The organism is Cyclobacterium roseum (assembly GCF_010119225.1).
Taxonomy (GTDB): Bacteria; Bacteroidota; Bacteroidia; order Cytophagales; family Cyclobacteriaceae; genus Cyclobacterium; species Cyclobacterium roseum.
Genome location: NZ_WNKF01000002.1, coordinates 206,413 through 229,760 on the forward strand (window position 1 = coordinate 206,413; position 23,348 = coordinate 229,760).

Sequence of the window (23,348 nt, forward strand, 5' to 3'; positions counted from 1 at the left end):
CCGGATTTTTCGGTAAGATACTTTATTTTTCCAATGTTTTAAAATACAATATAATAGAATCAATGTCATTTTCAGATAATACTCCCAGAAAAGAAGGCATCTCCCCTTCCCTACCCTTGACCACCTTGGCACCCGGATCCACAATGGACTCTCTGAGGTAGTCCTCATCAGCGGTTGCGGAACTTCCATCGGTAAACTCCCTTTCGGAACCATAAAGTCCGTTTACATTGGGTCCTATTTTTCCTTCGCCACTTCCCTCCACGGCATGGCAGGCAATGCATCCGTAATTCATAAACAATTCCTTTCCACGAACGGCATCCGGTGCTTCTCCTTCTGTACCTTCTAAAAGCGAAGCCTCATAGTCTTGATTTAAATCTCCTTCGCTTACATTACTAAATCCCTCCGCCAGCAAATCAGGCCGAACCACCTCGTTGACCGTCATCCACACTTTATCCGACCAGGAGCTGCCTGCTTTCGTCTTCAAATCATAGGCTACTTCCATCTGCATGACTTCGGCGATTTGCGGCACGATCAGAAACACGCCTTTGCGGTCATCGGATAAGATTGCCTCCAATACGGGCAGGTATTCTTCTCCAACCGTGCCATCCAGTTTGTAATGACCCGACCCGTATTTTTGCGTACGCTGGTAATTCCAACGCTTTACCTTGAAAGCAGCAATATCCTGGGCTACGGTTTCATCCAGTTCCTGATCAAAGCGTAAAATGATCCCCCCGTCCCGCACTTTGTATTCGCGGGGCATGAAATTCTCTTCTCCAGTGTACCGAAGCCGAAGGAGCGCACTTAAAACATCGGAATTATGCCCCCAAAGTGAAAATCCGGTAAAATAAACCTGTCCGTCCCCCGGATGCACTTTCCCTTTCATCGCTGGGGCGGGAAAGGTCCCCGGTATCACGTTTGCTCCGCCTTGCACCACCTGTGAACCACTGTCGATTTTCACTTGAAAAAGGCCCGGCCGGCCGTAGGAAAGGTGGAGCAACTGCCCATTTAAAGGCCCCATTTTGGTACTATTAACCCATATCTGACCCACTCCGGAACGATCCTCGTTATGCGGAATCCAGGTGATCGGTGGAGTGACTTCCGGGATCGGATCCCGATGGGCCGTGGCAGGCACCCCGTAGTAATCCCCCTTTCGGATCAACATCACCGGAGTGGAAGGCATGTAATGCCCTTGTTGGTCAGACCCCGTTAGCCAACCCTCTTCCGGATGAATACCCAGGTAAGGCCCCCTGAATCCCGAGGCAAACTGTTCCACCAACCGGCCGTCAGAAGCTATTTTCAGAACGGACCCGTCGTGATGAGAGGCAGATCGGAACCCCATCAGGGATTTGGGTGAAGAGGTTTCCGGCCCCATATCCAGCGCTCCAAATTTGGAAATGTAGAACCCGCCTTCCGGATCGGCTACCATACTGGAGGCCCATTCTCTGGTTTCTATGGATTGGGCCATGGCATTGGAGAAATTTTCATACCAATCCGCTACCCCGTCCCCGTTCAGGTCGTGAAGCCGGGTGATGCCGTCTTTTCCATAGACGAACACCTTTCCATCTACAATTTCCAAGCTCTGTGGTTCGTACAGCCCCGAGGCAAATCGGGACCATGCGAGTCGGCCCAACCCCTCCTCTAAGCCGTTCATGATCCATACATCTCCTTCGAAGGTGACCAGGGCTGCTTTATCGGCATCAAAAAACCCTATATCTACCAGCCGGACGTTTCGCTTCCAGGGATTGGGTACCGGCAGGGTAAGCCTGTCGGTAACAAAAGCAGCCGTATCCGGAGAAATTTGTCCTTTGGTAAGCACCGTTTCGGTCCAATAAGCCGGGCCACCCTGATCTATTGCTGGCATTGCTGCCTCAAATTCGGAGGTTGCTTCTTCAAAAGCAGCGAGATGCTCCTGATCTCCTTTCCAAACCACCAAGCCGAACTCCATCGCTTCTGCATGGGGGGCTACTTCTGCTACTAAATACCGTTCTTCCTGAACCGACAAGCTGACCCCGGAAACGCCCGCCGGAAGTCCAAGTCCCGTAATTTCTCCATCCCTGTGTATCAAGATGCTATTTCCTTTTTCCTCCACACGGTCTGCGCCGATCACTTCGGCCGCAACCAAATAAAGTGATCTATCAGCCGGAGAAACATCAAAATACCTGGTAAACGCCGTCATACCATCCCGAACCACACTGCCAGGCAACTCATGGATCAAGGTATTCCCCACAGAATAGGCCAGCACCGCCTGCTGACCCAAGGTATAAAGGCCTTCATAACGACCCATTTCAGCAGGTATGGGTCCCCATGGAGGACTCTTTGGGTGCGGAGAAGGTGAGCGTGGATCAGAGAATAATGGGGCTCCCGCTGACCAACCCGGGTAGCTTCCGGTAGCCACTTTAGGATCTCCTCCAATCGTAGGAATCTGGTTTCCCTTGTTGTGAAAATCATCGTAGGAGATTTGAGCCATGGTCACCATGGGCATAAAATCTCCGGTCCAGCCTACCGTCCAACGCAGCAGATCCGTGTCAAAGCAGGCGTAGGCTTCATTCCCCAGTTGCAGAGCCAATACACGGGCTGAAATATTGTTTTCTGGAAAGCCTTCTCCCAGTGATCGGCCGTCCATTGAAGTGGTAATAAAAGGGAAGCCGGGTTCTACAAAGGGAGCGAATGCTTCGTTTTCAAAATCAACTTCCGTTATCATCTTTTCTGGTACTTTTTCCTGACAAGAAAAAAACAGGATGCCAGCAAATAATAGTAACCTTGGTAGGCTTAGCATCTGGTGTTTTGGGATATGATCGTTGGAATGGACGTAATTCATGCTTTTCTGAACTGATTTTAATAGCGTTTTGCAATGTGCCTCCCAAATTACTGCCAAAAGTTTCAAATACAAAAATTTTAGGAGGTTGCAAGCCAGGATTGGCAGCACTATAGGCCATGATTTGGGGGGGGCAACAGGGTCTAACCCAAAATCTTTTATTTAGTTAGGTACCTGTTTTTTAGCAAATCAAGCATGTATACATTGATTTCCCATTGATTGGCAACAGGCATTTGGGTATGAGGAAGGGAGGGCATATAGGGAAAAGGTCCGAACTCGGTGGTAATTCGAAGTAAGGTACCCTGTTTTTGATGCCTTTGTACCACCCGATCCCACCAACCGAGATGGGCTTGCAAGGCATCGCTCCATTCCGGAGCCCTGGGGTCGTTTACCTGCGGCCCTTCCGCAAAACCTACCCTACTGTGAATATGATCGGTTCGGGATAGGGCCAGTTCTACGGCTTCCTTTTGATCTTCCAGCAAGGATTCGTGCACGTTGCACCAATGCGAAATATCCAGGCAAATGCGGAGGTCAGGAATTTGTTGGAAATAGGTACTTGCTATCGGGGCTGAATACAGGCATTTGCCGCGATGGGTTTCGTGGGTAATGGGAATACCCGATGTGTCCGAAAGTTTTTGTGCCAGACTGAAATGGGCCTGGTTTTCGTTAAAGTTAAAATAATCCTTGCCCGTTTGACAGTTTACAGCTACCGGTTTGGCGGCCAACAGGTGTTCCAGGTATCGGTTATAAGCGGTTAGATTGGCGGAAGGATCTGCTTCAAAAGACTGGTAGTACTGGGCGATCAATTCCAGATCACATTCTCTCAAGCGGTTTAATACCTCTCCCTTCTCTTTTTCTTCCAGCGGAAGGTCCATTTCCACCCCGTCGTATCCGGCTTCTTTTACTTTTTCACAAAATTCTTTAAAAGGCAGGGTGTTACCCCACAGGGGCGCGTAAAATTTAATCGACATTTCAAGCGTGGTAATGGTGTGAGAAAATTTGTAAAAAGGAATCTCTTAAAAAAATCATGTAAAACAAAAGAATAAATGGGTTATTTCCCCAAGTGGGACAAAATGAATTTTGGATGTATGGGTAATCGATCAATACCTTTGCAAATCCCCGTTAAATGCCCGATAGCGAACAATTTTGTTCGAATCGGAAATGCTATGATATAAAAATCGTGGTCATAATGCCATTCGGGGCGGTTTTGGATGGCATGGAAGTAGAAGTGAATTGGTAAAGCACTACTTATATATTATGTGGAAAAACTACCTTACCATCGCCTGGCGAAACATTAGCCGAAAAAAAAGCGACACCTTCATCCATGTAGCTGGCCTGGGAATCGGCATGGCCGCCTCCATCCTAATCCTTATATGGGTACAGTTTGAAATGTCTGTGGACCGCTTTCATGAAAATACAGATAGGGTCTATGCCGTCTGGAGAAATGCTGGAATGCAAGGGGAGGTTTTTACCTGGGACTATACCCCTGCCCCCTACGCCCCTGCCATGAAGGCACAGTTTCCCGAGGTGGAAGAAGTAGCAAGGATTACGGAATGGGACCAGCAGCTTTTGACGGTAGGGGAAAATAACTTTTATGAAGAAGCTACTTTTACGGACCCGGGTTTTTTTAAGCTTTTTAGTTTTGAAGTACTGGCAGGCGACCCCATAGCGGCACTAAATGAGCCAGGATCAGTTGTGCTTACCGAATCCGTCGCTAAAAAGCTCTTTGGAAAACGCTCTGCAATGGGTGGCATTGTCACCGTGGCGAAACAACTGGATTTTGAAGTAAAAGCAATTATCAAAGATTTACCGGAGAACACAGACTTCCCCTTTACTGTATTTTTGCCTTTTAAAAAGATCGAATCATTGGGCTGGGTGGACGATTTTTGGGGGAATAATTCCTACCGAACCTTTGCCCTTTTAAATGAACGGGCAGACCTGTCGGCTTTCAATGAAAAATTTTCGGACTTTACGGTGAGGAATTCTGAATTAGAAGCCATTTCAGATTTTCTTTTCCCCATGCGCGACCTCCATCTCTATTCGAAGTTTGAAAATGGTAAGTCTGTAGGCGGAAAAATAGAAATGATCCGGATGTTTGGTATTATTTCCATCATCGTTTTGCTTATCGCGGCGATCAATTTTGTAAACCTAAGTACAGCTCAAAGTGATCAACGATCCAAAGAAGTAGGCATCCGGAAAATCTCCGGGGCGGGCAGGGGGATGTTGATCGGACAATTCCTGGCCGAATCCATTTTAATTGCGCTTGCTGCTTACTTGCTGGCCATCGTTATGGTTTCGCTTTCTTTTTCCTGGTTTAAAAATCTGGTGGGGCAGGAGTTGGCCAACCCCTTTAATCAACCCTATTTTTGGGTAATTTCTGTCATTTATGTCTTTGTCACAGGAGTATTGGCAGGTGCGTATCCTGCATTCTTATTAAGTGCTTTCAAGCCTGTAACCATTTTTAAGTCGCAAATGGGGACAAAGCGGGGGCTTGGGTTAAAGCCCCGTGAGATCCTGGTGGTTTTTCAATTTGCCGTGGTGGTCACCCTCATCTCATGTGCCTGGGTCGTTCAGGATCAGATACGCTATGTTCAAAACAGGGATATGGGAATCGATAAAGATCTGCTCATTTTCCATCCGGTGACGGCCAGCATAAGAAAAAATAAAGTGGCGCTTCGCAATGAGTTGTTGGCGCTCCCTGAGGTAACTGCAGTAAGTTACACCTTTTCTCCTTTGACCAATATTTACAGTGACACGGATGGCATGGAATGGCAGGGCAAGAATCCGGATTTCAAGCCAAATATTAGCCGGATGGGCGCCGATGCCAACCTGGTAAAAACAGCTGGCATGACCTTGACCGCTGGCAGGGACATCGATATCTATACGTATGCCAGCGATAGCCTTTCGGCAATAGTCAACGAAAAAGCCGTGGAAGTGATGGGCTTGAATGATCCAATCGGTCAGGTAGTCAAGGATGATGCCTTTGAGTTCACCATTGTGGGCGTTGTGAAGGATTTTATTGTGGAATCCCCATTCGATGAGGCACATCCGATAATGGTGATGGGCCCAAAGCGCCAGTTGAATTTCATTCATATCCGGTTTGCCGAAAATGCAGACTATGGGAATTCACTGGCCAGTGTGGAGACCCTTTTCGATAAGTTCAATCCCGATGCACCCTTTGAATATAAATTTGTAGCTGAGGAACATGCCCGGAAATTCAAGTCTCAGGAACGCAGTGCGAATCTTACCGCTCTTTTTACCGGCCTGGCGGTGATCATCTCCGGCATGGGGCTTTTTGGCCTGGCGAACTTTATCGCGGAGCGAAGAAAAAAGGAAATTTCCGTTCGAAAAGTACTGGGAGCTTCCATCACAAGTGTCGTGGGCATGTTATCGTCTGAATTCTCCCGGTTAGTTCTAATCTCGGTGGTCATTGGCATTCCGGTAACCTGGTACTTGATGAGCAACTGGCTGGCGACTTTCGCCTACCGGACCAGTATTGATTGGACCTTGTTCCTTTGGACGGGCGGCCTGACGCTTGTGATTGCCTTGTTGACCGTGAGTTCTCAGGCGATCAAAGCGGCATTGGTAAATCCTGCGGAGACGCTGAAAAGCGAGTAGGATTGTCTGGAGACGGGTGATGGGGTGATCATTCAAAAATTTGTATACCCTATATGAAATTGCCATAAAGTACTCCTATCCTAATACCCTCAATAGGTCAGAAGGGCTGTATATGGGTAAATACCGTGAAGACAACTTGATAAAATTCTTGTCCAAAGTAACTATTGCGTTCATCTCGTATTCAACGGCAATGAAATAGTGAATGGCATCCTCAATGTCCCGATGTTCTGATTTTAAAGCGTTCAGTACTGTTTTTTTAGTCCCTTCCAGTAGTTGAAACTTTAAAATAATCATCTCTAAAACCTCTTTTGCTACCTCCACCCCTTTTGCCGATGTCAGATAATAAGCACAGATTTGAAGTATTGATACAGTTACATATCCCTCCACCGTTTTATTGTCAATCAGGCTAAATAATTTTTCAATTTTTTCTGGGTGGGGGTTTCGCTCAAGAAAAAAATCCAAAAGAACATTGGCATCAAACAGCATTTTGTTCATTAGACGCTTTTGTTTTGTAATACTCTTTTTTAAAATCAAAATCGGTTGGAAAATCTACCTTGGATTTTGGCAAGGTTTTCACATATGCTACAAGGGACATTTCTTTAGTAAGCGTGGATGGCCGCTTCAATAATTCCTCAAAGTGCTCTTCGACAATTTGGGATAGACTGATTTGCTTCAGATCCGCATATCGTTTTATTTTTTTGATCAGTTCATCGTTGACCGTGATGTTTAGTCGCTTTTTCATATTTTCAAACCTCTTATGCGCATAAATATAGTTAATACGCATAAGAAAGTCAATAAATTAATTGGGTTGTTTCCAAGGTGCCAGGGTCCTATATTTCCTTTTGGTTCGAGGCTGATATACGCACCCGAAATTCCAATGGATCGGCTCGAAATTAATTAATTTGATAATTTCCAGATAATTCGCCCGACAGCGGACGTTTTTGTTCGTTTGGGAAATCATAATACCAGTGAATGGGGCCTTTTATACAATTTCAGTAGGAATTTCAATGGCATGGTAGTAGTAAACAGAATGGAAAGATAAAATCGGGATGGATTTGTTTGGATTGGGAATAACTGGAAACGGATGCCTGATTTAGTCAAATCACAACAAATATGACCATGGTAAAAAATTTCTTTAAAATCGCCTTTCGCTATCTCTGGCAAACCAAAATAAGCTCTACCATACACATAGGAGGGCTGGCCATTGCCATGGCGGCGGCTGTGCTTATTCTTCTTTGGAGTCAAAATGAGCTGCGCTTTGACAACTATTATCCGGATGCAGAACGGATTTACCTAAGAGCTGATTACGACACAATTAAAGCAGAATACCCATTTGGTGGGACTTCCCAATACCCTGCTTTCGAGGCCATTCAAGAGAAGGTACCTGAAATAGAGCAAATGGCAATGGCCGGTATTAATGTAGGGAGAAAGGTTTTAGAAATCAATGGCCACCAATTCAAAGAACCAAATGCCCTGATCGTGGGCAAGGACTGGATTGACATGTTTGATTATAAAGTTCACCGGGGAAGCATGGACTATTTTTTCAATAATCCCCGTTCCGTTATCCTGACAAGGTCCAAAGCAGCCAAGTATTTTGGAGACTTGCCCCCATTACAACAAACCCTTTACATTGATTCAATCCCCTATACTGTAGCTGCCATTATTGAGGATATACCTGCCAACTCTTCTTTCCAGCAGGATGTCCTGGTTTCAAATTCCTTTTACAACGAAAGAAAGGGGGATTCTGATGACACAAAATCTTGGGGCATTTTTTCTCAACTTATGTTTATAAAGTTGTACCAAGGTGCTTCTGTTAAGGAAGCAGAGAAAAAAATAAGTGAAATCATAACCAATAATCGGCCGAAATGGATGGCCGATTCACCTAGAAAATCCAAATTGGTTGCGCTTACGGATTTACATTTTGACAGGGACCTCCTTGATCAGACCATTCCTCATGGGAATACCCTCAACCTATGGGTATTTTCCATTCTGGCTATATTACTGCTTGGCGTAGCCAGTGTCAATTTTGTTAACCTGTCCATTGCCAGGATCGGTACCCGTTTAAAGGAAATCGGGATTCGAAAAATTGTGGGAGCGTCCAAACATCATTTGTTTGTCCAGGTAATGGTGGAAACCTTCTTGTCGATCATCATGGCAGCAGGGGTAACGTTGTTGTTGGTTTTATTGGTTCTTCCTGAGTTCAATGCGTTTGTAGAAAGAAACCTTGTACTCAACCTGATGAATCCTCATGTTTTACTGTTAATTCTGGGGATAGTTGTTTTGGTTTTCATTCTAACCAGCCTATATCCAGCTATGGTTTTGGCTACGTTGAAGCCGATAGGGTTGCTTAAAAATCAGGTGTTGACAGTCGTCAGGGATTCAGAAAAGCGTTAGTTACAGGCCAACTTGTATTTACCATTGTGCTGCTTGTGGGCATTGTTACCATCCATTATCAATTTGCCTTTATACAGCAGCAAACCGAAAGTTACCAAAAGGAACAGGTATTTAGGTTACATGTACGCTTGCCTTTAGGCTTTGGATTTGGTGATGAGGATGCAAAAGAACGCCATTGGACCCGGGTGAATAGTATTAAAACCAATTTACTTGCAAGTAGTGCCATTCAGTCGGTTTCTCAAGTCAATGGTACCTCAGTGGTGGATGACAAATGGAAACAGCCTGTTGATATTTCCTGGTCTGGGTACCCGAAAACCCAGGAAACTGTTGACGCAGTGATGATTTGGGCAGACGAGGATTATGCCGAATTGGCCAACCTAACCCTGGTCGCTGGTCGCTGGTTTGAGTCCGAAAATGAGGCCGACCGCTTCAATTTTATCATCAATGAAACCGCTGTTAAAATTTTCGGACTTGAGGAACCTGTAGTGGGCACCGCGTTTTCTACCATTTCATATCAGACCGGATCAGAAGAAATGGGTAGTATTATTGGAGTAGTAAAGGACTATCATCACAAGAGTTTACATGAAAAAATCGACCCAGTCGTATTTTCGCTTGACCCCTATGGAGGTTCTTCTTATTTGGTTAAGGTAAATGCGGAAAATCCAACTCAGGCACTGGACCATACAAAAAAAGTATGGAATGATTTTTCCCCAGAGCATCCATTTGAATATTCGTTTCTGGATGAGGAATTTGACAGGCTGTACAAAGAGGACCGAAGGGCTTTGACGATGAGTATGACATTTGGTGGATTAAGCATTCTTCTATCCAGTTTAGGTCTGTTGGGAATGATCACCGTATCTGTCCAACAGCGCACCAAAGAAATAGGTATCCGCAAAGTGATGGGTGCTAATGTTACAGTGATACTGGCACTTCTTGGCAAAGATTTTATAAAACTGGTATTGGTTGCAATCATCATCGCTTCACCTATTGCCTGGTATGTCATGGACCGTTGGCTGGAAAATTTCGCTTACCGGATTGGTATAGACTGGTGGATATTTGCGGTGGCGGGGCTGGTAGCGATGGTGATTGCCTTGTTGACCTTAAGCTTCCAAACCATCAGGGCAGCTGTTGCCGATCCAGTCGAGGCATTGAGAAGTGAATAATAATAATTATCCAAATTTATTCCTTTCAAAAGTCCAAAGAATGGACACCATTCACGGCTTCGGTTGCTCTCATAAAATTTTACCATAAAATTCCAATGGGTGAAATACTGGAAGCATAGGTGAAGTGAATTTGTAATGCTTTGTCTTTCTGGTAATAAAGTAATCCGCACCAGAATGCAGCGCAGTATAGTATTGCAGCGCATCTTCTTTAACCTTGAATGGCGATGCCAAAGCTTCCAATATTATTGGTTTACCGCCATTGACCACATTACATGCCCCAATAAAATTCAATATTTTTGAGGATGCATCAGCTAACTTATAAATTTCAAAGGACAGGTAAATCAGGTTGGCAATGCTGCTTTCAGCAATTTGAAGGGCAATTTGGTCCTTGGAAGCCATTTCAAGCAATTTGATAGCATTTTCGAAATGGGGTTCCCGTTTAGAAATGATATCAAAAGCAACATCTGTGTCAAGAAAAACTTCAGGCAAACTTCCTTTTAACATGGGATTTAATCAATTCCTTATTCTCTTTTGTGGGCAAGCTCTTTGAGGTTTCAAGCATTTGAAGTAATCTTTCAGCTGCGCGTTGGGGCTCAGTTTTAATTTCGTTGGAACCTTCTTCTTCAAAAATTTCCTCAAACATTCGGGAAAGGGAAATCCCCTTGTTTTTTGCCCTTCTTTTGGCCGCATCTATGATGCTCTTTTTTACGGTTAGGGTCAATTTTGTTTTCATGGTTCTTATGTCACATACGTGTTTAAGAAAATATACGTATTAACTACTTTAAAACTGTTGTCAAAATTTAAAACTGCCCGGTCAATCAGGACTACGATGTGCCATTATAGAAATCTGCTAAATATGCCTTTGGTCAATTTCCAATGGAGGATTGAAGGTTTTTTGTAAATGAAATCTATTATACTTTCCTTATATTTGGTAATGAAAATACCATTCTTGACCTATGGATTAAATGAAAAAGAGTACCTGGCAGTAATGAAAACGGTGGAGTCGCTGTTGGAAAAAGCAACTTTGAAAGGGGGGTTCCATAAACTAACAAAAGGGGAAACAAAGATGTTGTCGGACCTTTCTAAACTAGCTGAAGCCTATGAAGACAATACAATGGAACTTATGCCAATCAAACCCAATACGTTACGGCAAGCATTAGAACTGAAGATGGTAGAGCTTGAGTTCACTCAAGAACGACTGGCTGAGGTTTTGGGTATTGGTGCACCAAAACTGTCCCAGATATTAACCGGTAAACGGGAACCTGATGTTGCCTTCTTAAAAGCCGCACACAAAAAACTCAATATGGATGCTGAATTTTTGTTAACGCATGTATAATTGCTTCTTGGTGTAGTTAATCGGTATTAACAAAACCTAAATCAGGTAAGTATCAAATTGGTTTGGGGTTTCGTCAGCAGGTTATTAAGTCTAATTCAATTTCTTTTTTCCTCAATATTAAAATCGCCCGTTCACGGACATTTTTGTCCGAAAATCAACTTAAAGAAACCGATAAGCAGCCCGAAACGGCTGTATACCTACTTTTTCCTTGGCATAAAACTCGCAAACACACCTTTTAAAATTGCCTGCTTTGGTTAATGTGCTATGCTAAAAAATTATTTCAAAATCGCCTGGCGAAACCTTTTGAAAAAGAAAGCCTACTCCTTTATCAATATTTTTGGGTTGGGGTTGGGAATGACCTGTTGTTTTCTGATTTTCATGTATGTACAGGATGAGCTTTCGGTTGATTCTTATCATGAAAAAAGAGATCAAATATACCGTTTGACCCACGGGACCCTTCCATCCAAGGAGCAAGCTGAAAGTGCCGGGGCCAATCCTTTCTGGGTTTGGCATAATGCACCGGTGGGATCCGCTCTCAAGAGTTATTTTCCTGAAATAGACAAAGTTGTCCAGTTCTCCGGGAGTTCAGATATTTTGTTGACAGATGGTGAAAATTCCTATCAGGAAAACGGCGTATTTTTTATGGATTCGACGGCCTTTGATGTTTTTAGTTGGGAAGTGATTAGAGGTGATTCCAAAACAGCCTTGACGGCACCCTACAGCATGGTGATGACGGAGAGCACCGCCAAAAGGTATTTTGGAAACGAAGACCCTATTGGCAAAATCCTAAAAGGAAGTGACTCACCGGGAAGGTCCGATGCGGGAGATTACACGGTCACTGCCGTCATCGAAGACATTCCGGCGAACTCACATTTTAAATTCAACATGCTGCTTTCTTTGAGTACATTCAGGCAATATTGGCCCGAGGTATTTGATAGTTGGGGATACGTGGATTTCTATACGTACTTTCTGGTCAACGAGAATTTTAACCTCGCCTCCTTTAGGCAGAAAATACCTGAGTTTCTGGCGACAAGGCAAGATAACCCACTCTATACTGTCGATGTGGAGCCGATGAAGGATTTTTACCTTAGATCAGATGCGGACAGACAACCGGGCGAAACGGGGAACCTGTCCAATATTTATGTTTTTTCGGTGATTGGCATTTTCATTTTGGTCATCGCCATGATCAACTTTATGAACCTGTCCACCGCCAGGTCCATGGAGCGCGCCAAGGAAGTAGGCATCAGAAAATCCGTGGGTGCTGACAGAAAGCACCTTATCTTTCAGTTTTTGGGAGAATCCATTATCATCGTGTTTTTTGCCATGTTGGCTTCCATTGTTTTGCTATCTGTGGCGATGCCGCTGATGAATAGCATCACGGGCAAAGAACTGGGGTTGGCAAGGTTTGTTAACTGGCAAACGGTCCCAGCCATGATCGGGGTGTTAATGGTTATTGGTTTATTGGCTGGATCCTATCCGGCATTTGTATTGTCAGGTTTCAGGCCAGTTCAGATTTTAAAAGGTATTTCCGTAACCGATAATAGTGGGGTCAGCCTTAGAAAGGGGCTGGTAATTTTCCAGTTCAGCCTATCCATTATCCTGATTGCAGGGACCCTCATCGTCTATACCCAAATGAATCACCTATTGGATAAAGACATGGGGTTTGACAAAGAGCAGATGTTGGTGTTGGATTACAATTATGATGAAATAGTCAATAGCAGGTCCAATACACTTAAAAGCGAGCTGGAATCAAATCCGGCGATTCTTTCCGCCGCTTTTTCGAGAAGCGTCCCGGGTGGCTATTTTCCAAATGCCGGAACAAGCATCCAAGGGCCTGATGGGGAAATGATTCAAAAAGGCCAGGCCATTTTTCAGGTGGGAATCGATTTTATTGACCACTTTGATATGGAATTGGTGGCAGGCAGGTCCTATTCAAGGGAATATCCTTCAGATTCGACTGCTGCCCTGGTGGTAAATGAAGCCGCCGCCCGCCAATTTGGCTATGCCCATCCGGCTGATATAGTCGGGAAGAAATTTGACCAATGGGGAAGGGCTGGAGAAGTGATTGGGGTGGTAAAAGATTTTAATTTTATTTCGCTCCATCGAAATATTGAACCTTTGACGTTACCCTTTGAAGCCGATGCAAGTCGCTTCCTTTCGCTCAAAGTGAAGCCTGACAGTCTGCAAAAAACCATTTCTGAAGTGGAAGCGATTTGGAAAAACATTGCCCCGCACAGGCCCTTTTTGTATAGTTTTTTGGATGAGGATTTTAACAAACAGTATCAGGCTGATTTCAAGTTCAGAAAAATATTTACGGTGTTTTCAGTGTTAGCGATCCTAATTGCAAGCCTGGGACTGTTCGGCCTAGCCACCTACACGGCAGAGATCAGAACCAAAGAAATCGGAATCAGGAAGGTACTTGGGGCAGAGGTTTCCAGTATTGTAACGCTGCTGTCCAAGGATTTTATTAAGCTGGTGTTGGTAGCGATTGTAATGGCTACGCCGGTCACCTGGTATGCCATGAATAAATGGTTGGAAGGGTTCGCCTATAAAGCGGCGATAGGATGGTGGGTTTATCTATTGGCAGGGATGTTGGCCGTAATAGCCGCAATGGTGACCATTGGTTCACAAGCAGTCCGGGCGGCCCTGGTAAATCCGGTAAATAGTTTGAAGAGTGATTGATTTTGGAGATTAAGACAATGATGCCAAATTCATGAAATCAGGTTAACTCGCGAACAAATAATGGATTAACAAGCAAGATAATTCACCTTGGACTCAACTCAGGAACCATTACGGGCATTTTATGGCCCCTAGCCTTGGCAATTATAACTGATGAATCACTATAAAATCAAATCCCATGACGTACATCGCTATCCCCATTCCAACGAGCTCTAAAAAACAGGACATCCAAATCGAAGTGACGATCAACAACCAAAAACAAGCTCAACACTACAAGGTGGAGTTGTTTTATTGGGAAGATTGTCAGGATCCCAAAGGTCATCGGGCAGACTGTCTTTCCGAAATGCTGTCGCATCATGACCCCAATTGGGGGCTTTATTATATTGGTGCGCCGACGGAAAAATTTGTACCGATTACGTTTGTGGAAAAGAGAGAAGGAGGTAAAATACCTGAGGTTTAAAGAAAAGCCGAGAAGGCAGGGAGGGAAACAAAGTCTTGGAAGAAATTTCACTGCCTTTTTGTGTCAGCAAATTTCTTTTTCAGGCACCTCTCTTACTTCAAAAATCACAACCAACTTATTGACCAGAACGTTGGGTAAGTTGATTGCTATTTTTCTTTATTTGTCCTTTTTTGTATTTTTGAACGAAGAATTTATTAAAAATATTAACTGTTATTATGTCAAACCCTCTAAATGAGACACAATTGGAAATTCTGAAGCTGTTCAGCCATGAACAATCAGAGGAAGATTTGCAGGAAATTAAATCATTACTGGTTACCTACCTTTCTGAAAAAGCTGTAAGGGAAGCGGACAAAGCATTTGAAGATAAGAACTATACGCAGGCGGTTTTTAATAAATGGAAAAAAGAGCATTTTCGAAAACAAGGATAATCAATCATGGTGATTGTTTTAGATTGCAATATTTTAGTAATGAGCCTTACTTCCAGGTCACCATATCATATTATATTTCAATCTTTGGTAAATGGAAAATTTGACTTGGCAATCAACGAAGAAATTATGCTGGAATATGAAGAAATTATCCAAATAAAATACGGAATTCGCACCGCTGGTAGTTTTATAACTTTATTGAAAGAACTTCCCAATGTTCGTTTCACAAATACCTATTACAAATGGAATTTAATAGACGCTGATCCAGAAGATAATAAATATGTTGATTGTGCAATAAGTTCAGGAGCATCTTTTCTAGTTTCGGAGGACAAACATTTTTCAGTTTTAGCATCCATTCCTTTTCCAAAATTACATCTTTTGTCTTTGGATGGTTTTATGAAATTAATTAACACAAAAATGTAAATAAAAAAGAGAAACTAATAAACTCGATTTCTTTTCGGATTTATGTAATTTGATATTGAAGTCTTTTTAATTTTTTATAGTCAAGCATTTATTTTTGTTAAATTTAAGGAATGTGATTCATAAAAAGATGACTTCTAAGATTCTCAAAGTTCTCATGGAACTCCTTAATTTCTTTGAACTGAAAATCATGAAATGATTTTTCACCAGTAAAGAATTAGTTGTGGCATCGGGGTCTTGACTTTTGTTCTGATCGCAATATGGCATGATGGAGGACTGAATGCCTTCCTTTTAATCCCCAAATTGATTATATTCAGGTATGGAAAAAGAGGACAGCAAATCTTCGGTAAAAGAACCCGATTTGAGTTATGGGAACTATACCTATGCGGATTACCTGACCTGGGATATGGAAGAGATGGTCGAATTGATCAAAGGAAAAGTTTTCAAAAAAGCCGCCGCAGCACCAAAGAGAATTCATCAACGTTTGGCTGGATCGCTTTATACGGAATTTCACCTGTTTTTGAAAGGGAAAAAATGCCAGGCCTATATTGCTCCCTTTGATGTTAGACTTCCTGTAAAATCCAAAAAAGACCATAGAATCCATACTGTTGTACAACCGGATATCTGTGTGGTTTGTGACATAGAAAAATTGGATGATAGAGGCTGTGTCGGTGCACCTGATCTGGTGGTGGAAGTCCTGTCACCCGGCAACAAACAACTAGAACTCCAAAACAAGTATAAGGTTTATGAAGAATCCGGAGTAACCGAATATTGGCTGATGGATCCCGAGGGACAGACCCTCCTGATATACACACTGATTCAGGGCAGCTACCAACCCTCACGCTTGATGACCTCCGGGGATACAGCAAAATCCTCGGCCATTGTAGGATTTGAATTGAATTTGGAGGCATTTTTTGAGGAAATCAATTGAAAATCCGAAATAATTTTCATGGAACATCTCCATTGGCTATAGTCAATGTTTTATTCACCCTAATTGGCAGGCCATCCAATCTTTCATGATCCATGGGTTAATGCCGTGTCAATTATTTAATTCTCTCCAATTTTCCTTTCCTTTTGATCAGGTTTTGTCAAAATTATAACCCCATAGTTGCATAGATCACATAAGGATTCTTCGGTAAAAAAATAACCTCTCTCTTTTCAAAATAACGCTGTAGCCTTTAAATGCCATGCTATAGCATTCACCTATAAAACCGACTTTAAGATATTGAAAAATTTAGGGTCGGACTTTTAATTTAACTAATATTTTTCTATGTTTGTAGAATAAAATAACAATAAGTAGAATGAAGTTATCCAAATCCGAAGAAAAGCTCATGGACTTGATCTGGTCTAACGAACCCTTATTTATGAAAGACCTCTTGGAAATCCATCCGCAACCTAAACCCGCCCCAAGCACGGTGGCTACCTTACTGAAACGCATGCAGCAAAAAGGATATGTAGGCTTCAAGTTGTTTGGCAACTCAAGGCAATACCATGCCCTGGTGGAGAAGCCTGATTATTTTTCAGGTCAGGTAAAAACCATAATCAAAGATTTCTTTTCGGACAACCCGCTTCAATTTGCCTCCTTCTTTACCAAAAAAGCAGACCTGACCACTAAGGAGCTAGAGGAAATAAAAAAACTGGTGGAAAATGAAATTGAAAGGAGAAAGAAATGATGATCCTGATCAAATTTATCGCCTGTTCGGCATTTCTAATGCTGCTTTTCCAAATCTTTTTGGCAAAGGAAAAATCATTTCAGCTAAACCGCTGGATACTGTTGGCACTTATTCCCGCCGCCATGATCATTCCTTTCCTAAATATTCCGATATTTTTGCCGCAGCAAAACCCTGTACAGATTGATTACCTTCCTATTGACCTTCCTCAATCTACCACGGTTAACCAATCTTATACAAGTCATAAAGCCCCTTTCTCACCGGTACAATGGTTTCTTGTTGTTTACATCCCAGTGTTCTTCTTTCTGCTTCTAAAAAAATTAAAAGCCCTGAATCAGTTAATTAGCTGGACAAAAAATGCCTCAGTGCAGCACATTCGCGGAGCATTGCTGATTTTATCAGAAAAAGTCTCATCCCCTTTTAGTTTTGGCAACTACATTTTCATGCCCCCAAATCTTTATAAAAAATGCAGTTTAGAGACTGAAATGATTCTAACACATGAACGATACCACATTGCACATCGGCACCAGGTAGACCTTATTTGGATGGAATTACTGACGGCTTTATGCTGGTTCAACCCAGTGGTCTATTTCGTAAAAAAAGCCATGGTTCTTAACCACGAATACCTTGCTGATCAAGAAGTCCAAAAATTTGCTCATCCAACAAAGTACAAACAGCTCTTGCTTGAAGTTGCCGTCAATAACAACTTGGAAATTCTGACCAGTTCAATAGCCTCCTCCGCATTAAAAAATCGATTAATCATGATGAACAAACCCTTAACCAAGACTAGTATGCAGTTGCGAATTTTCATTTTCAGCCTATTAACTTCATTGTTTATCGCAGGTATTTCATTGGAAATTAATGCCCAGCATATACCTGTGCCTTCTACAAGTCAAAAACAAGATCAGGCCACGGATGACACCTATTTTGTGGTTGAGTCACAGCCTGAATTTAAAGGTGGGATGACAGACTTTTACAGGTATGTCATAGGGAACATCGGGTATCCTTTTCGGGCACGGAGAAATGGCATTGAAGGACTGATTGTCGTACAGTTTGTGGTGGAAAAAGACGGTTCCGTTTCCAACGTATCGGCCATGAACGAGATTGCAGGCGGCTGTGAGGAAGAAGCTGAAAGGGTGGTAAGGAATTCTCCGGATTTCAAACCGGGTATGCAAGGGGGCCGCCCGGTTAGGGTAAAAATGGTATTGCCCATACACTTTATCCTTGATAAGGAAAAGGTAGGTCATGACGGTCATCCTATAGGTAAAGTAATCGTAGAAGGAGTAGAGCAAAGAAACGGTAAGTTGGAAGTTGATGCCAACTATGCGGATGGTCTGTGGACCGGTAAAGTGCGAGATCCAGAGGGAAATACGCTTCCAGGGGCAACCGTCCTGATTGTGGATTCTACCAAAGGAACAGTAACGGATATAAACGGGGATTTTACGATATCTGCCAATCCATCCCAAAACCTTGTGGCCAGCTTTGTGGGATATCAGTCTGTGAAATTACAAGGAAATTGAAATTTGGTTGTTAAAAAAATCCTACCGTTTAGACAAGTGCACAAATGGACATAGTCCTAATCCACCATTTTAAAACCCATAGCTGCTACGTGCACTATGCTTCTTTAAAAGGGAAATCCAATTTCGACTTTCTTTTAACCACATAGAAAGATCGTACACATAGGAATTCTTTAATTGGATAAAGGGTCAACATACGTTACTTTAGAAAATACTATGTGCACTATGTGACAAACATTTTTGCCTCTTTGAATAGGAATCCAATTCCGGGTGTCTTTTAACCACTTAGGAACTTAGCACACATAGGGATTAATAAATTAAGAATAAGATTCCCTTCTGGAATTTTAATCTCCATCTTTCATAGCCGGAACTTCAACTTGCTCCCGCTTACTCACCAATATATGATTTTTCAATAGATTTTTGGGGTCTCTTGAAAGAACCCTATTCCCTAAAAGCAGGTAATAAATGCTCCCATATCAGATTAAGCTCAGCTTGCATATTGGAAATAGAAGCCGTTGTGACAATGACCGCATTTTTTTCAGGAAGGATCAGGATAAACTGCCCATCACGACCGTCCGCCCGGTAGGAATTGTGCCGGCTTTGCCATAGCTGGTAGCCATAACCCTGGAACCAATCGGAATCTTCGGAATTGATTTTCAATTCATCTCTATTGGCACCAGCCGGTAATGACGGCACTTGGGCCACAGTTGCTTCATCAAACCAGGATTCGGCAAGGAGCTGTTTGCCGTTCCATTGGCCTTTTTGAAGGTAAAAGAGTCCCAATTTGGCCATGTCTTCCGTCTTTACCTTCAGCCCCCAGCCTCCTATAGCGATGCCCTGAGGGCTTTCGTCCCAGGTGGCTCCGGTTATTCCCAAAGGCCTGAAAAGCCGCGATTGCAGGTAGTCCAAAAGCCGCTCTCCCGTTACTTTGGTAAGTATGGCAGACAACATGTAAGTTGCCAGGCTGTTATAGACGAATTGGTCCCCCGGCTTGTGCTCCATGGGAAAAGCCAAAAAAGCCTTTATCCAATCCGAATCATTGCTGTTGCGTATTGTCCCGGTCGGATCCTCATCGTGGCCGACCGTCATGGTCAGCAAATGCCGTATTTCCAGTGCCTGCTGATGGGCACTGATTTCACTGGGAAGTTTGTCCGGAAAAAAGGAAATAACCTTATCGGACACATCCAACAGCCCTTCCTGAATGGCAAAACCGATACCCGTAGCTGTAAATGTCTTGCTGACGGAAAACATAACATGATTCTTGTTTGCTGCATTTTCACCAAACCACTTTTCATAGGCCACTTTTCCATTTCTTATGATCATCAGGCTGTGAAGGTCCTGCTCGTTGCACTTGACTGCTTCAAGATATTCGTTTATGGCCGTCGGATTGATTTTTTCCTTTTCCAGATCGCTTCTGGTCAAGGCTTTGGCTATGGTAGTAAAATTGACCAGTTCAATGCCATTCCGCACAATCGCCTCCTTTACCTTCTCACTGGTCCAGGTATCGGTGACTCCCTGTCGATCCCTGGCCACATTCTCATAGCCGATATGGCTCACGCCTAGCATTTCGAGATTATCATAGGCGGGGTGGTCCACAAACTGGTAGCTCTTTCCGGCCTCCAGATTTTCCAACATGCGGATAAAAGAATCCTCCTTTTCCTCAGTCGTTCCCTTTGGCCCCTCATAGGTAGCTCGGGAAATATTCAATTCCTGCATTAAGTCAGGGCTGATCAGGAGAAGGTCATATTCCGCTGCAAGGCGGGTTACCATTTTGGCCACATCAGGGTGAAATCCAGTAGATCCCATATGGCCTGAAAGGTGGTTGATCTGAGGAACATGCTTCAGGGCCAATTCAATCTGTGCTCGAAATTCCCGTTCCACCTCCTCCAATTTCCATTGGTTTTCCATGATAGCCAGGCCGGGATAATTGGGGTTTGGCCGTATCATAGGGAAAAAATAGCCATCTGCATCAGTCAAACTGCGGCATGCTGTCAAAGGCCTCCACTTGACACCATCCCATTCACTGGTAATGGCCAGGTGCAGCCCAACCTCCACCCCCGTATTTTCGCTTAACAATTGCACAGCCTCGGGAAACCAGGGTGCCACTGCCATCACTTCTATGGATGTTTCGATCCCATTTACGAAGGTTTCGATGCTGGCCAAATTGGACGATCGGGAAGAGCCCATATCGTCGCCTCTGACAATCAGTCTGGGACCGGTAGGTACCTGGGAATAGGAAAGGCAGGAAACCAATGTAAAAAACAGAATGGAGAGGAATTTCTGGATAGGGCTCATGGTTTCAAATTTTCAGGCAATTTTTTGTTCCTAAATTAAACGTTTATTTGTTAATATCCCCTTAGGAACCGTATTTTTATATTAGCGATCGAGATCCTGATCTATAAAAAGTGAAAGAAAACCGTTTACAAAAATGGATGTTATGACAACAAGTGAAAAACACGATGAGCGAATGGCGACTATGACCTTCGCTTCTGTTTATCCGCATTACCTGAAAAAAGTCGAGCGAAAAGGCCGAACCAAAGAGGAATTGGACCGGGTCATCGAGTGGCTAACCGGCTTTGATGAGCAAAAGCAGCAGGAACTCATTGAAAAAAAGGCCACTTTTGAGACCTTCTTTCAGGAAGCTAATTTAAACCAACACGCAGACCTGATTACCGGAATGATATGTGGGTACCGCATCGAGGACATCGAGAATCCGTTGACACGGAAAGTCCGGTACCTGGATAAGCTGGTGGATGAACTGGCAAAGGGCCGAAAAATGGACAAGATATTGCGGAAAGCATAAAGGTGAAAGGGGTTAATGGTAGCTTATAGTTCGTTTTAATTTAAACCTTCGAAGACCTCGGTTAGAGACATTGATCGTTTGGGTTTCCAAATCCCCGATGGTCTCCTCGCGGGGCGTACACAAAAAAACCCTCGAGGTCGGGAAGACCTCAAGGGTTTTATAAACAGGTTGAATTTAACCGTTCCGGTCAATTAACTCCCATTTCTTTTACGTCGGCGATCCATCGCTTCACTTCTTCTTCCAGAATTCCCAGCGGAAGCGCACCCCCGCCAAGAACGGTGTCGTGGAAACTCCTAAGGTCAAATTGGTCTCCCAACTCCTCCTCCGCCATCGCCCGGAGCTCCTGGATTTTAAGCATCCCAATTCTATAGCCCGTGGCCTGCCCTGGAATGACCAGGTAGCGACGTACTTCGGCCTTGATGGCCCCCTGAGATATGGAGGAATTTTCTGAAAAATACTGGATGGCTTCTTCCTCAGTCCAGCCTTTGGCATGCAGCCCCGTATCTACCACCAGGCGAATGGCCCTCCAGATTTCGTTGACCAACCGACCAAAGTCATAATAGGGATTTTCGTAGCCACCCATTTCCTTAGCCAGAATTTCGGAGTAAAGCACCCAACCTTCTACATAGGCATTGAAACCCATTTGGGTCCGGAATTTAGGGATACCGGTCAGCTCCTGGGCAATGGAAACCTGCATGTGGTGTCCTGGATTCCCTTCGTGATAGGCCACACCTTCCATGGTAGATTTTGGCATGGCATTCATATCGGAAAGGTGGGCATAATACGTTCCCTTCCGTGAGCCATCAGGGGTTCCTTTCGAATAATGCTGCGGTGCGCCATCCTGCTCCCTGAAGGCTTCCACCCGCCTGACCTGCAATTCCGCTTTGGGAAGCAGATTAAAATAATCGGGAAGTTTTTCCGTGATGGCATCCAGAAAAGCTTCCGAATCGTCCAGGTAGGCCTGCCTTCCCTGATCCGTATTGGGGTAGAAAAACTGTTCGTCGGTATTGATAAACTCAAAAAATGCTTTAAGACTTCCCTGAAAACCTACTTTTTCTTTGATTTCCAGCATTTCGTCTTTGATGCGATCCACTTCTTCCAGCCCGATTTGGTGAATCTCATCTGCCGAAAGGTCGGTAGTGGTGGAAACCTTCAACTTATGTTGGTAATAGGCCTCCCCTTTAGGATGCCTGCTGACGCCGGTAGGGGTTTCTTCCAATCCGCGCAATTGAGATCTTAGCCAGGCAATCAACTCCTCATAGGCAGGCTTAAATTGCTCTTTCAACGCCTTATCGACTGATTCCCGAAGAGCTGCTGCTTGACCTTCATCAATTTTATGGGCTGCTTCCAGACTATCAATTTTGGTATTGGCGTCGTTCCATAGCGGTGATCCCTCCTCTCCGGATTCGAAAGGTTGCCCCTGAATAAGTGCCTCCGCCTGTGAAATAACCATTTCATAGGTGAATCGTGGGGGTTTGATACCCGCATCTGTCTGTTTTTTTGCCCGTTCCAACAGTTGCCGGATGGCCCTGCCGGTTTCTCCAATTCTACTGATCAGTGCCTCCATGTCTAATGGTTCGTCTACTTTATGGTAATTGATCAGGGTATTTGGCAGACCGGTATGGACCCCACCCATTTGATGAAAAATATAAGGATACTGCCTGAATTCAGCTTCTTCTCTGGCCACTTCATATTGGTATTGCCATAAGTCAAAAGAAACCTGTGCTTCCGGATTGAGTTGGTCTTTTGAGAAATTCTTCTGCATCTCAGTCACACTGCCCTCCAACCAGGCCAGTTTTTTATCTGCTGCCTCCTCACTCATGTCATCAATTTGGTCATACAGGTTTTTTCGACCCTGGGCCGTCAGTTGCAGAGGACTAAACTGCAGCCATTCCTCATATTGTCCATCCAGCCATTCGTTCAATTCACTGCTAAGGTCTTCTTTCTCCTCAGCTTCCGGGCTGCACTGAAAAAGGAAGGCTACAACGGAAAATAATAGCAGATAGGGTGTCTTGGAAATGTTCATGGGCTAGTGGTATTAAATTGGT

Annotated in this window: 22 protein-coding genes; 13 read left to right on the plus strand and 9 right to left on the minus strand. The window is 43.8% G+C overall.

The window, feature by feature from the left end; all coding sequences use genetic code 11:
• Positions 1-22 precede the first annotated feature (22 nt).
• The 3 genes from GJQ68_RS03445 to GJQ68_RS03450 are packed head-to-tail and all read right to left on the minus strand — an operon-like array spanning position 23 to position 3,786.
• Positions 23-2,701 (minus strand): DUF6797 domain-containing protein, encoded by a 2,679-nt coding sequence (locus GJQ68_RS03445; protein WP_235941040.1) that lies wholly within the window; start codon positions 2,699-2,701, stop codon positions 23-25.
• Positions 2,685-2,936 carry a hypothetical protein gene (locus GJQ68_RS23305; RefSeq protein WP_235941042.1) on the minus strand — a complete coding sequence of 84 codons (252 nt, stop codon included), beginning with the start codon at positions 2,934-2,936 and terminating at the stop codon, positions 2,685-2,687. Before GJQ68_RS23305 ends, GJQ68_RS03445 begins: the two co-directional genes overlap by 17 nt.
• Positions 2,937-2,973: 37 nt before the next feature.
• Positions 2,974-3,786 (minus strand): sugar phosphate isomerase/epimerase family protein, encoded by an 813-nt coding sequence (locus GJQ68_RS03450; protein WP_162415915.1) that lies wholly within the window; start codon positions 3,784-3,786, stop codon positions 2,974-2,976.
• A gap of 286 nt (positions 3,787-4,072) precedes the next feature.
• On the opposite strand from GJQ68_RS03450, the gene GJQ68_RS03455 reads away from it, so the two are divergent.
• Entirely contained in the window at positions 4,073-6,433 is a 2,361-nt protein-coding gene (locus GJQ68_RS03455; RefSeq protein WP_162415916.1) for an ABC transporter permease, read from the plus strand.
• A gap of 75 nt (positions 6,434-6,508) precedes the next feature.
• On the opposite strand, the gene GJQ68_RS03460 is transcribed toward GJQ68_RS03455, so the two are convergent.
• The gene (locus GJQ68_RS03460) at positions 6,509-6,928 is read right to left on the minus strand and encodes a type II toxin-antitoxin system VapC family toxin (RefSeq protein WP_162415917.1); all 420 of its coding nucleotides are present in this window, start codon (positions 6,926-6,928) and stop codon (positions 6,509-6,511) included.
• Positions 6,909-7,175, minus strand: coding sequence for a DUF6364 family protein (locus GJQ68_RS03465; RefSeq protein ID WP_162415918.1), 267 nt, complete (start codon positions 7,173-7,175; stop codon positions 6,909-6,911). The genes GJQ68_RS03460 and GJQ68_RS03465 overlap by 20 nt, the downstream gene beginning before the upstream one ends.
• A gap of 371 nt (positions 7,176-7,546) precedes the next feature.
• Here GJQ68_RS03465 and GJQ68_RS03470 point away from each other — a divergent pair, with 371 nt between their 5' ends.
• Positions 7,547-8,827 carry an ABC transporter permease gene (locus tag GJQ68_RS03470; RefSeq protein ID WP_162415919.1) on the plus strand — a complete coding sequence of 427 codons (1,281 nt, stop codon included), beginning with the start codon at positions 7,547-7,549 and terminating at the stop codon, positions 8,825-8,827.
• A 35-nt stretch (positions 8,828-8,862) separates the two neighbouring features.
• Positions 8,863-9,990, plus strand: coding sequence for an ABC transporter permease (locus GJQ68_RS03475; RefSeq protein ID WP_162415920.1), 1,128 nt, complete (start codon positions 8,863-8,865; stop codon positions 9,988-9,990).
• Between the two features lie 69 nt (positions 9,991-10,059).
• On the opposite strand, the gene GJQ68_RS03480 is transcribed toward GJQ68_RS03475, so the two are convergent.
• The gene (locus GJQ68_RS03480; protein WP_162415921.1) at positions 10,060-10,494 is read right to left on the minus strand and encodes a type II toxin-antitoxin system VapC family toxin; all 435 of its coding nucleotides are present in this window, start codon (positions 10,492-10,494) and stop codon (positions 10,060-10,062) included.
• Positions 10,472-10,723, minus strand: a complete 252-nt coding sequence (locus GJQ68_RS03485; RefSeq protein ID WP_162415922.1) for a DUF6364 family protein — start codon at positions 10,721-10,723, stop codon at positions 10,472-10,474. The genes GJQ68_RS03480 and GJQ68_RS03485 overlap by 23 nt, the downstream gene beginning before the upstream one ends.
• A gap of 168 nt (positions 10,724-10,891) precedes the next feature.
• Here GJQ68_RS03485 and GJQ68_RS03490 point away from each other — a divergent pair, with 168 nt between their 5' ends.
• The 9 genes from GJQ68_RS03490 to GJQ68_RS03525 all read left to right on the plus strand — a co-directional run bounded on the left by GJQ68_RS03490 (position 10,892) and on the right by GJQ68_RS03525 (position 18,500).
• Complete coding sequence (locus tag GJQ68_RS03490) at positions 10,892-11,326, plus strand: helix-turn-helix domain-containing protein (RefSeq protein WP_162415923.1); 435 nt, start codon at positions 10,892-10,894, stop codon at positions 11,324-11,326.
• 303 nt (positions 11,327-11,629) lie between these two features.
• Positions 11,630-14,008: an ABC transporter permease gene (locus tag GJQ68_RS03495; protein ID WP_235941065.1), complete on the plus strand. Its 2,379-nt coding sequence runs from the start codon at positions 11,630-11,632 to the stop codon at positions 14,006-14,008.
• A 175-nt stretch (positions 14,009-14,183) separates the two neighbouring features.
• Positions 14,184-14,465: a hypothetical protein gene (locus GJQ68_RS03500; RefSeq protein WP_162415925.1), complete on the plus strand. Its 282-nt coding sequence runs from the start codon at positions 14,184-14,186 to the stop codon at positions 14,463-14,465.
• 215 nt (positions 14,466-14,680) lie between these two features.
• On the plus strand, positions 14,681-14,893 hold the full coding sequence (locus tag GJQ68_RS03505) for a hypothetical protein (RefSeq protein WP_162340290.1): 213 nt from the start codon (positions 14,681-14,683) through the stop codon (positions 14,891-14,893).
• A gap of 6 nt (positions 14,894-14,899) precedes the next feature.
• Positions 14,900-15,313 (plus strand): PIN domain-containing protein, encoded by a 414-nt coding sequence (locus tag GJQ68_RS03510; protein WP_162415926.1) that lies wholly within the window; start codon positions 14,900-14,902, stop codon positions 15,311-15,313.
• A gap of 316 nt (positions 15,314-15,629) precedes the next feature.
• A complete protein-coding gene (locus GJQ68_RS03515) occupies positions 15,630-16,241 on the plus strand; it encodes a Uma2 family endonuclease (RefSeq protein ID WP_162415927.1) in 612 nt (203 codons plus the stop codon).
• Positions 16,242-16,611: 370 nt separating this feature from the next.
• Positions 16,612-16,983, plus strand: coding sequence for a BlaI/MecI/CopY family transcriptional regulator (locus GJQ68_RS03520; RefSeq protein ID WP_162415928.1), 372 nt, complete (start codon positions 16,612-16,614; stop codon positions 16,981-16,983).
• A complete protein-coding gene (locus tag GJQ68_RS23310; RefSeq protein ID WP_235941103.1) occupies positions 16,958-17,167 on the plus strand; it encodes a hypothetical protein in 210 nt (69 codons plus the stop codon). The genes GJQ68_RS03520 and GJQ68_RS23310 overlap by 26 nt, the downstream gene beginning before the upstream one ends.
• Positions 17,106-18,500: a TonB family protein gene (locus GJQ68_RS03525; protein WP_235941100.1), complete on the plus strand. Its 1,395-nt coding sequence runs from the start codon at positions 17,106-17,108 to the stop codon at positions 18,498-18,500. The genes GJQ68_RS23310 and GJQ68_RS03525 overlap by 62 nt, the downstream gene beginning before the upstream one ends.
• A gap of 438 nt (positions 18,501-18,938) precedes the next feature.
• On the opposite strand, the gene GJQ68_RS03530 is transcribed toward GJQ68_RS03525, so the two are convergent.
• Complete coding sequence (locus tag GJQ68_RS03530; RefSeq protein ID WP_162415930.1) at positions 18,939-20,792, minus strand: ChbG/HpnK family deacetylase; 1,854 nt, start codon at positions 20,790-20,792, stop codon at positions 18,939-18,941.
• Between the two features lie 142 nt (positions 20,793-20,934).
• Between GJQ68_RS03530 and GJQ68_RS03535 the strand changes: the two genes are divergently transcribed.
• Positions 20,935-21,300 (plus strand): DUF2200 domain-containing protein, encoded by a 366-nt coding sequence (locus tag GJQ68_RS03535; RefSeq protein WP_162415931.1) that lies wholly within the window; start codon positions 20,935-20,937, stop codon positions 21,298-21,300.
• A gap of 187 nt (positions 21,301-21,487) precedes the next feature.
• Here GJQ68_RS03535 and GJQ68_RS03540 read toward each other — a convergent pair whose 3' ends face one another.
• The gene (locus tag GJQ68_RS03540; RefSeq protein WP_162415932.1) at positions 21,488-23,326 is read right to left on the minus strand and encodes a DUF885 domain-containing protein; all 1,839 of its coding nucleotides are present in this window, start codon (positions 23,324-23,326) and stop codon (positions 21,488-21,490) included.
• Positions 23,327-23,348: the final 22 nt, after the last annotated feature.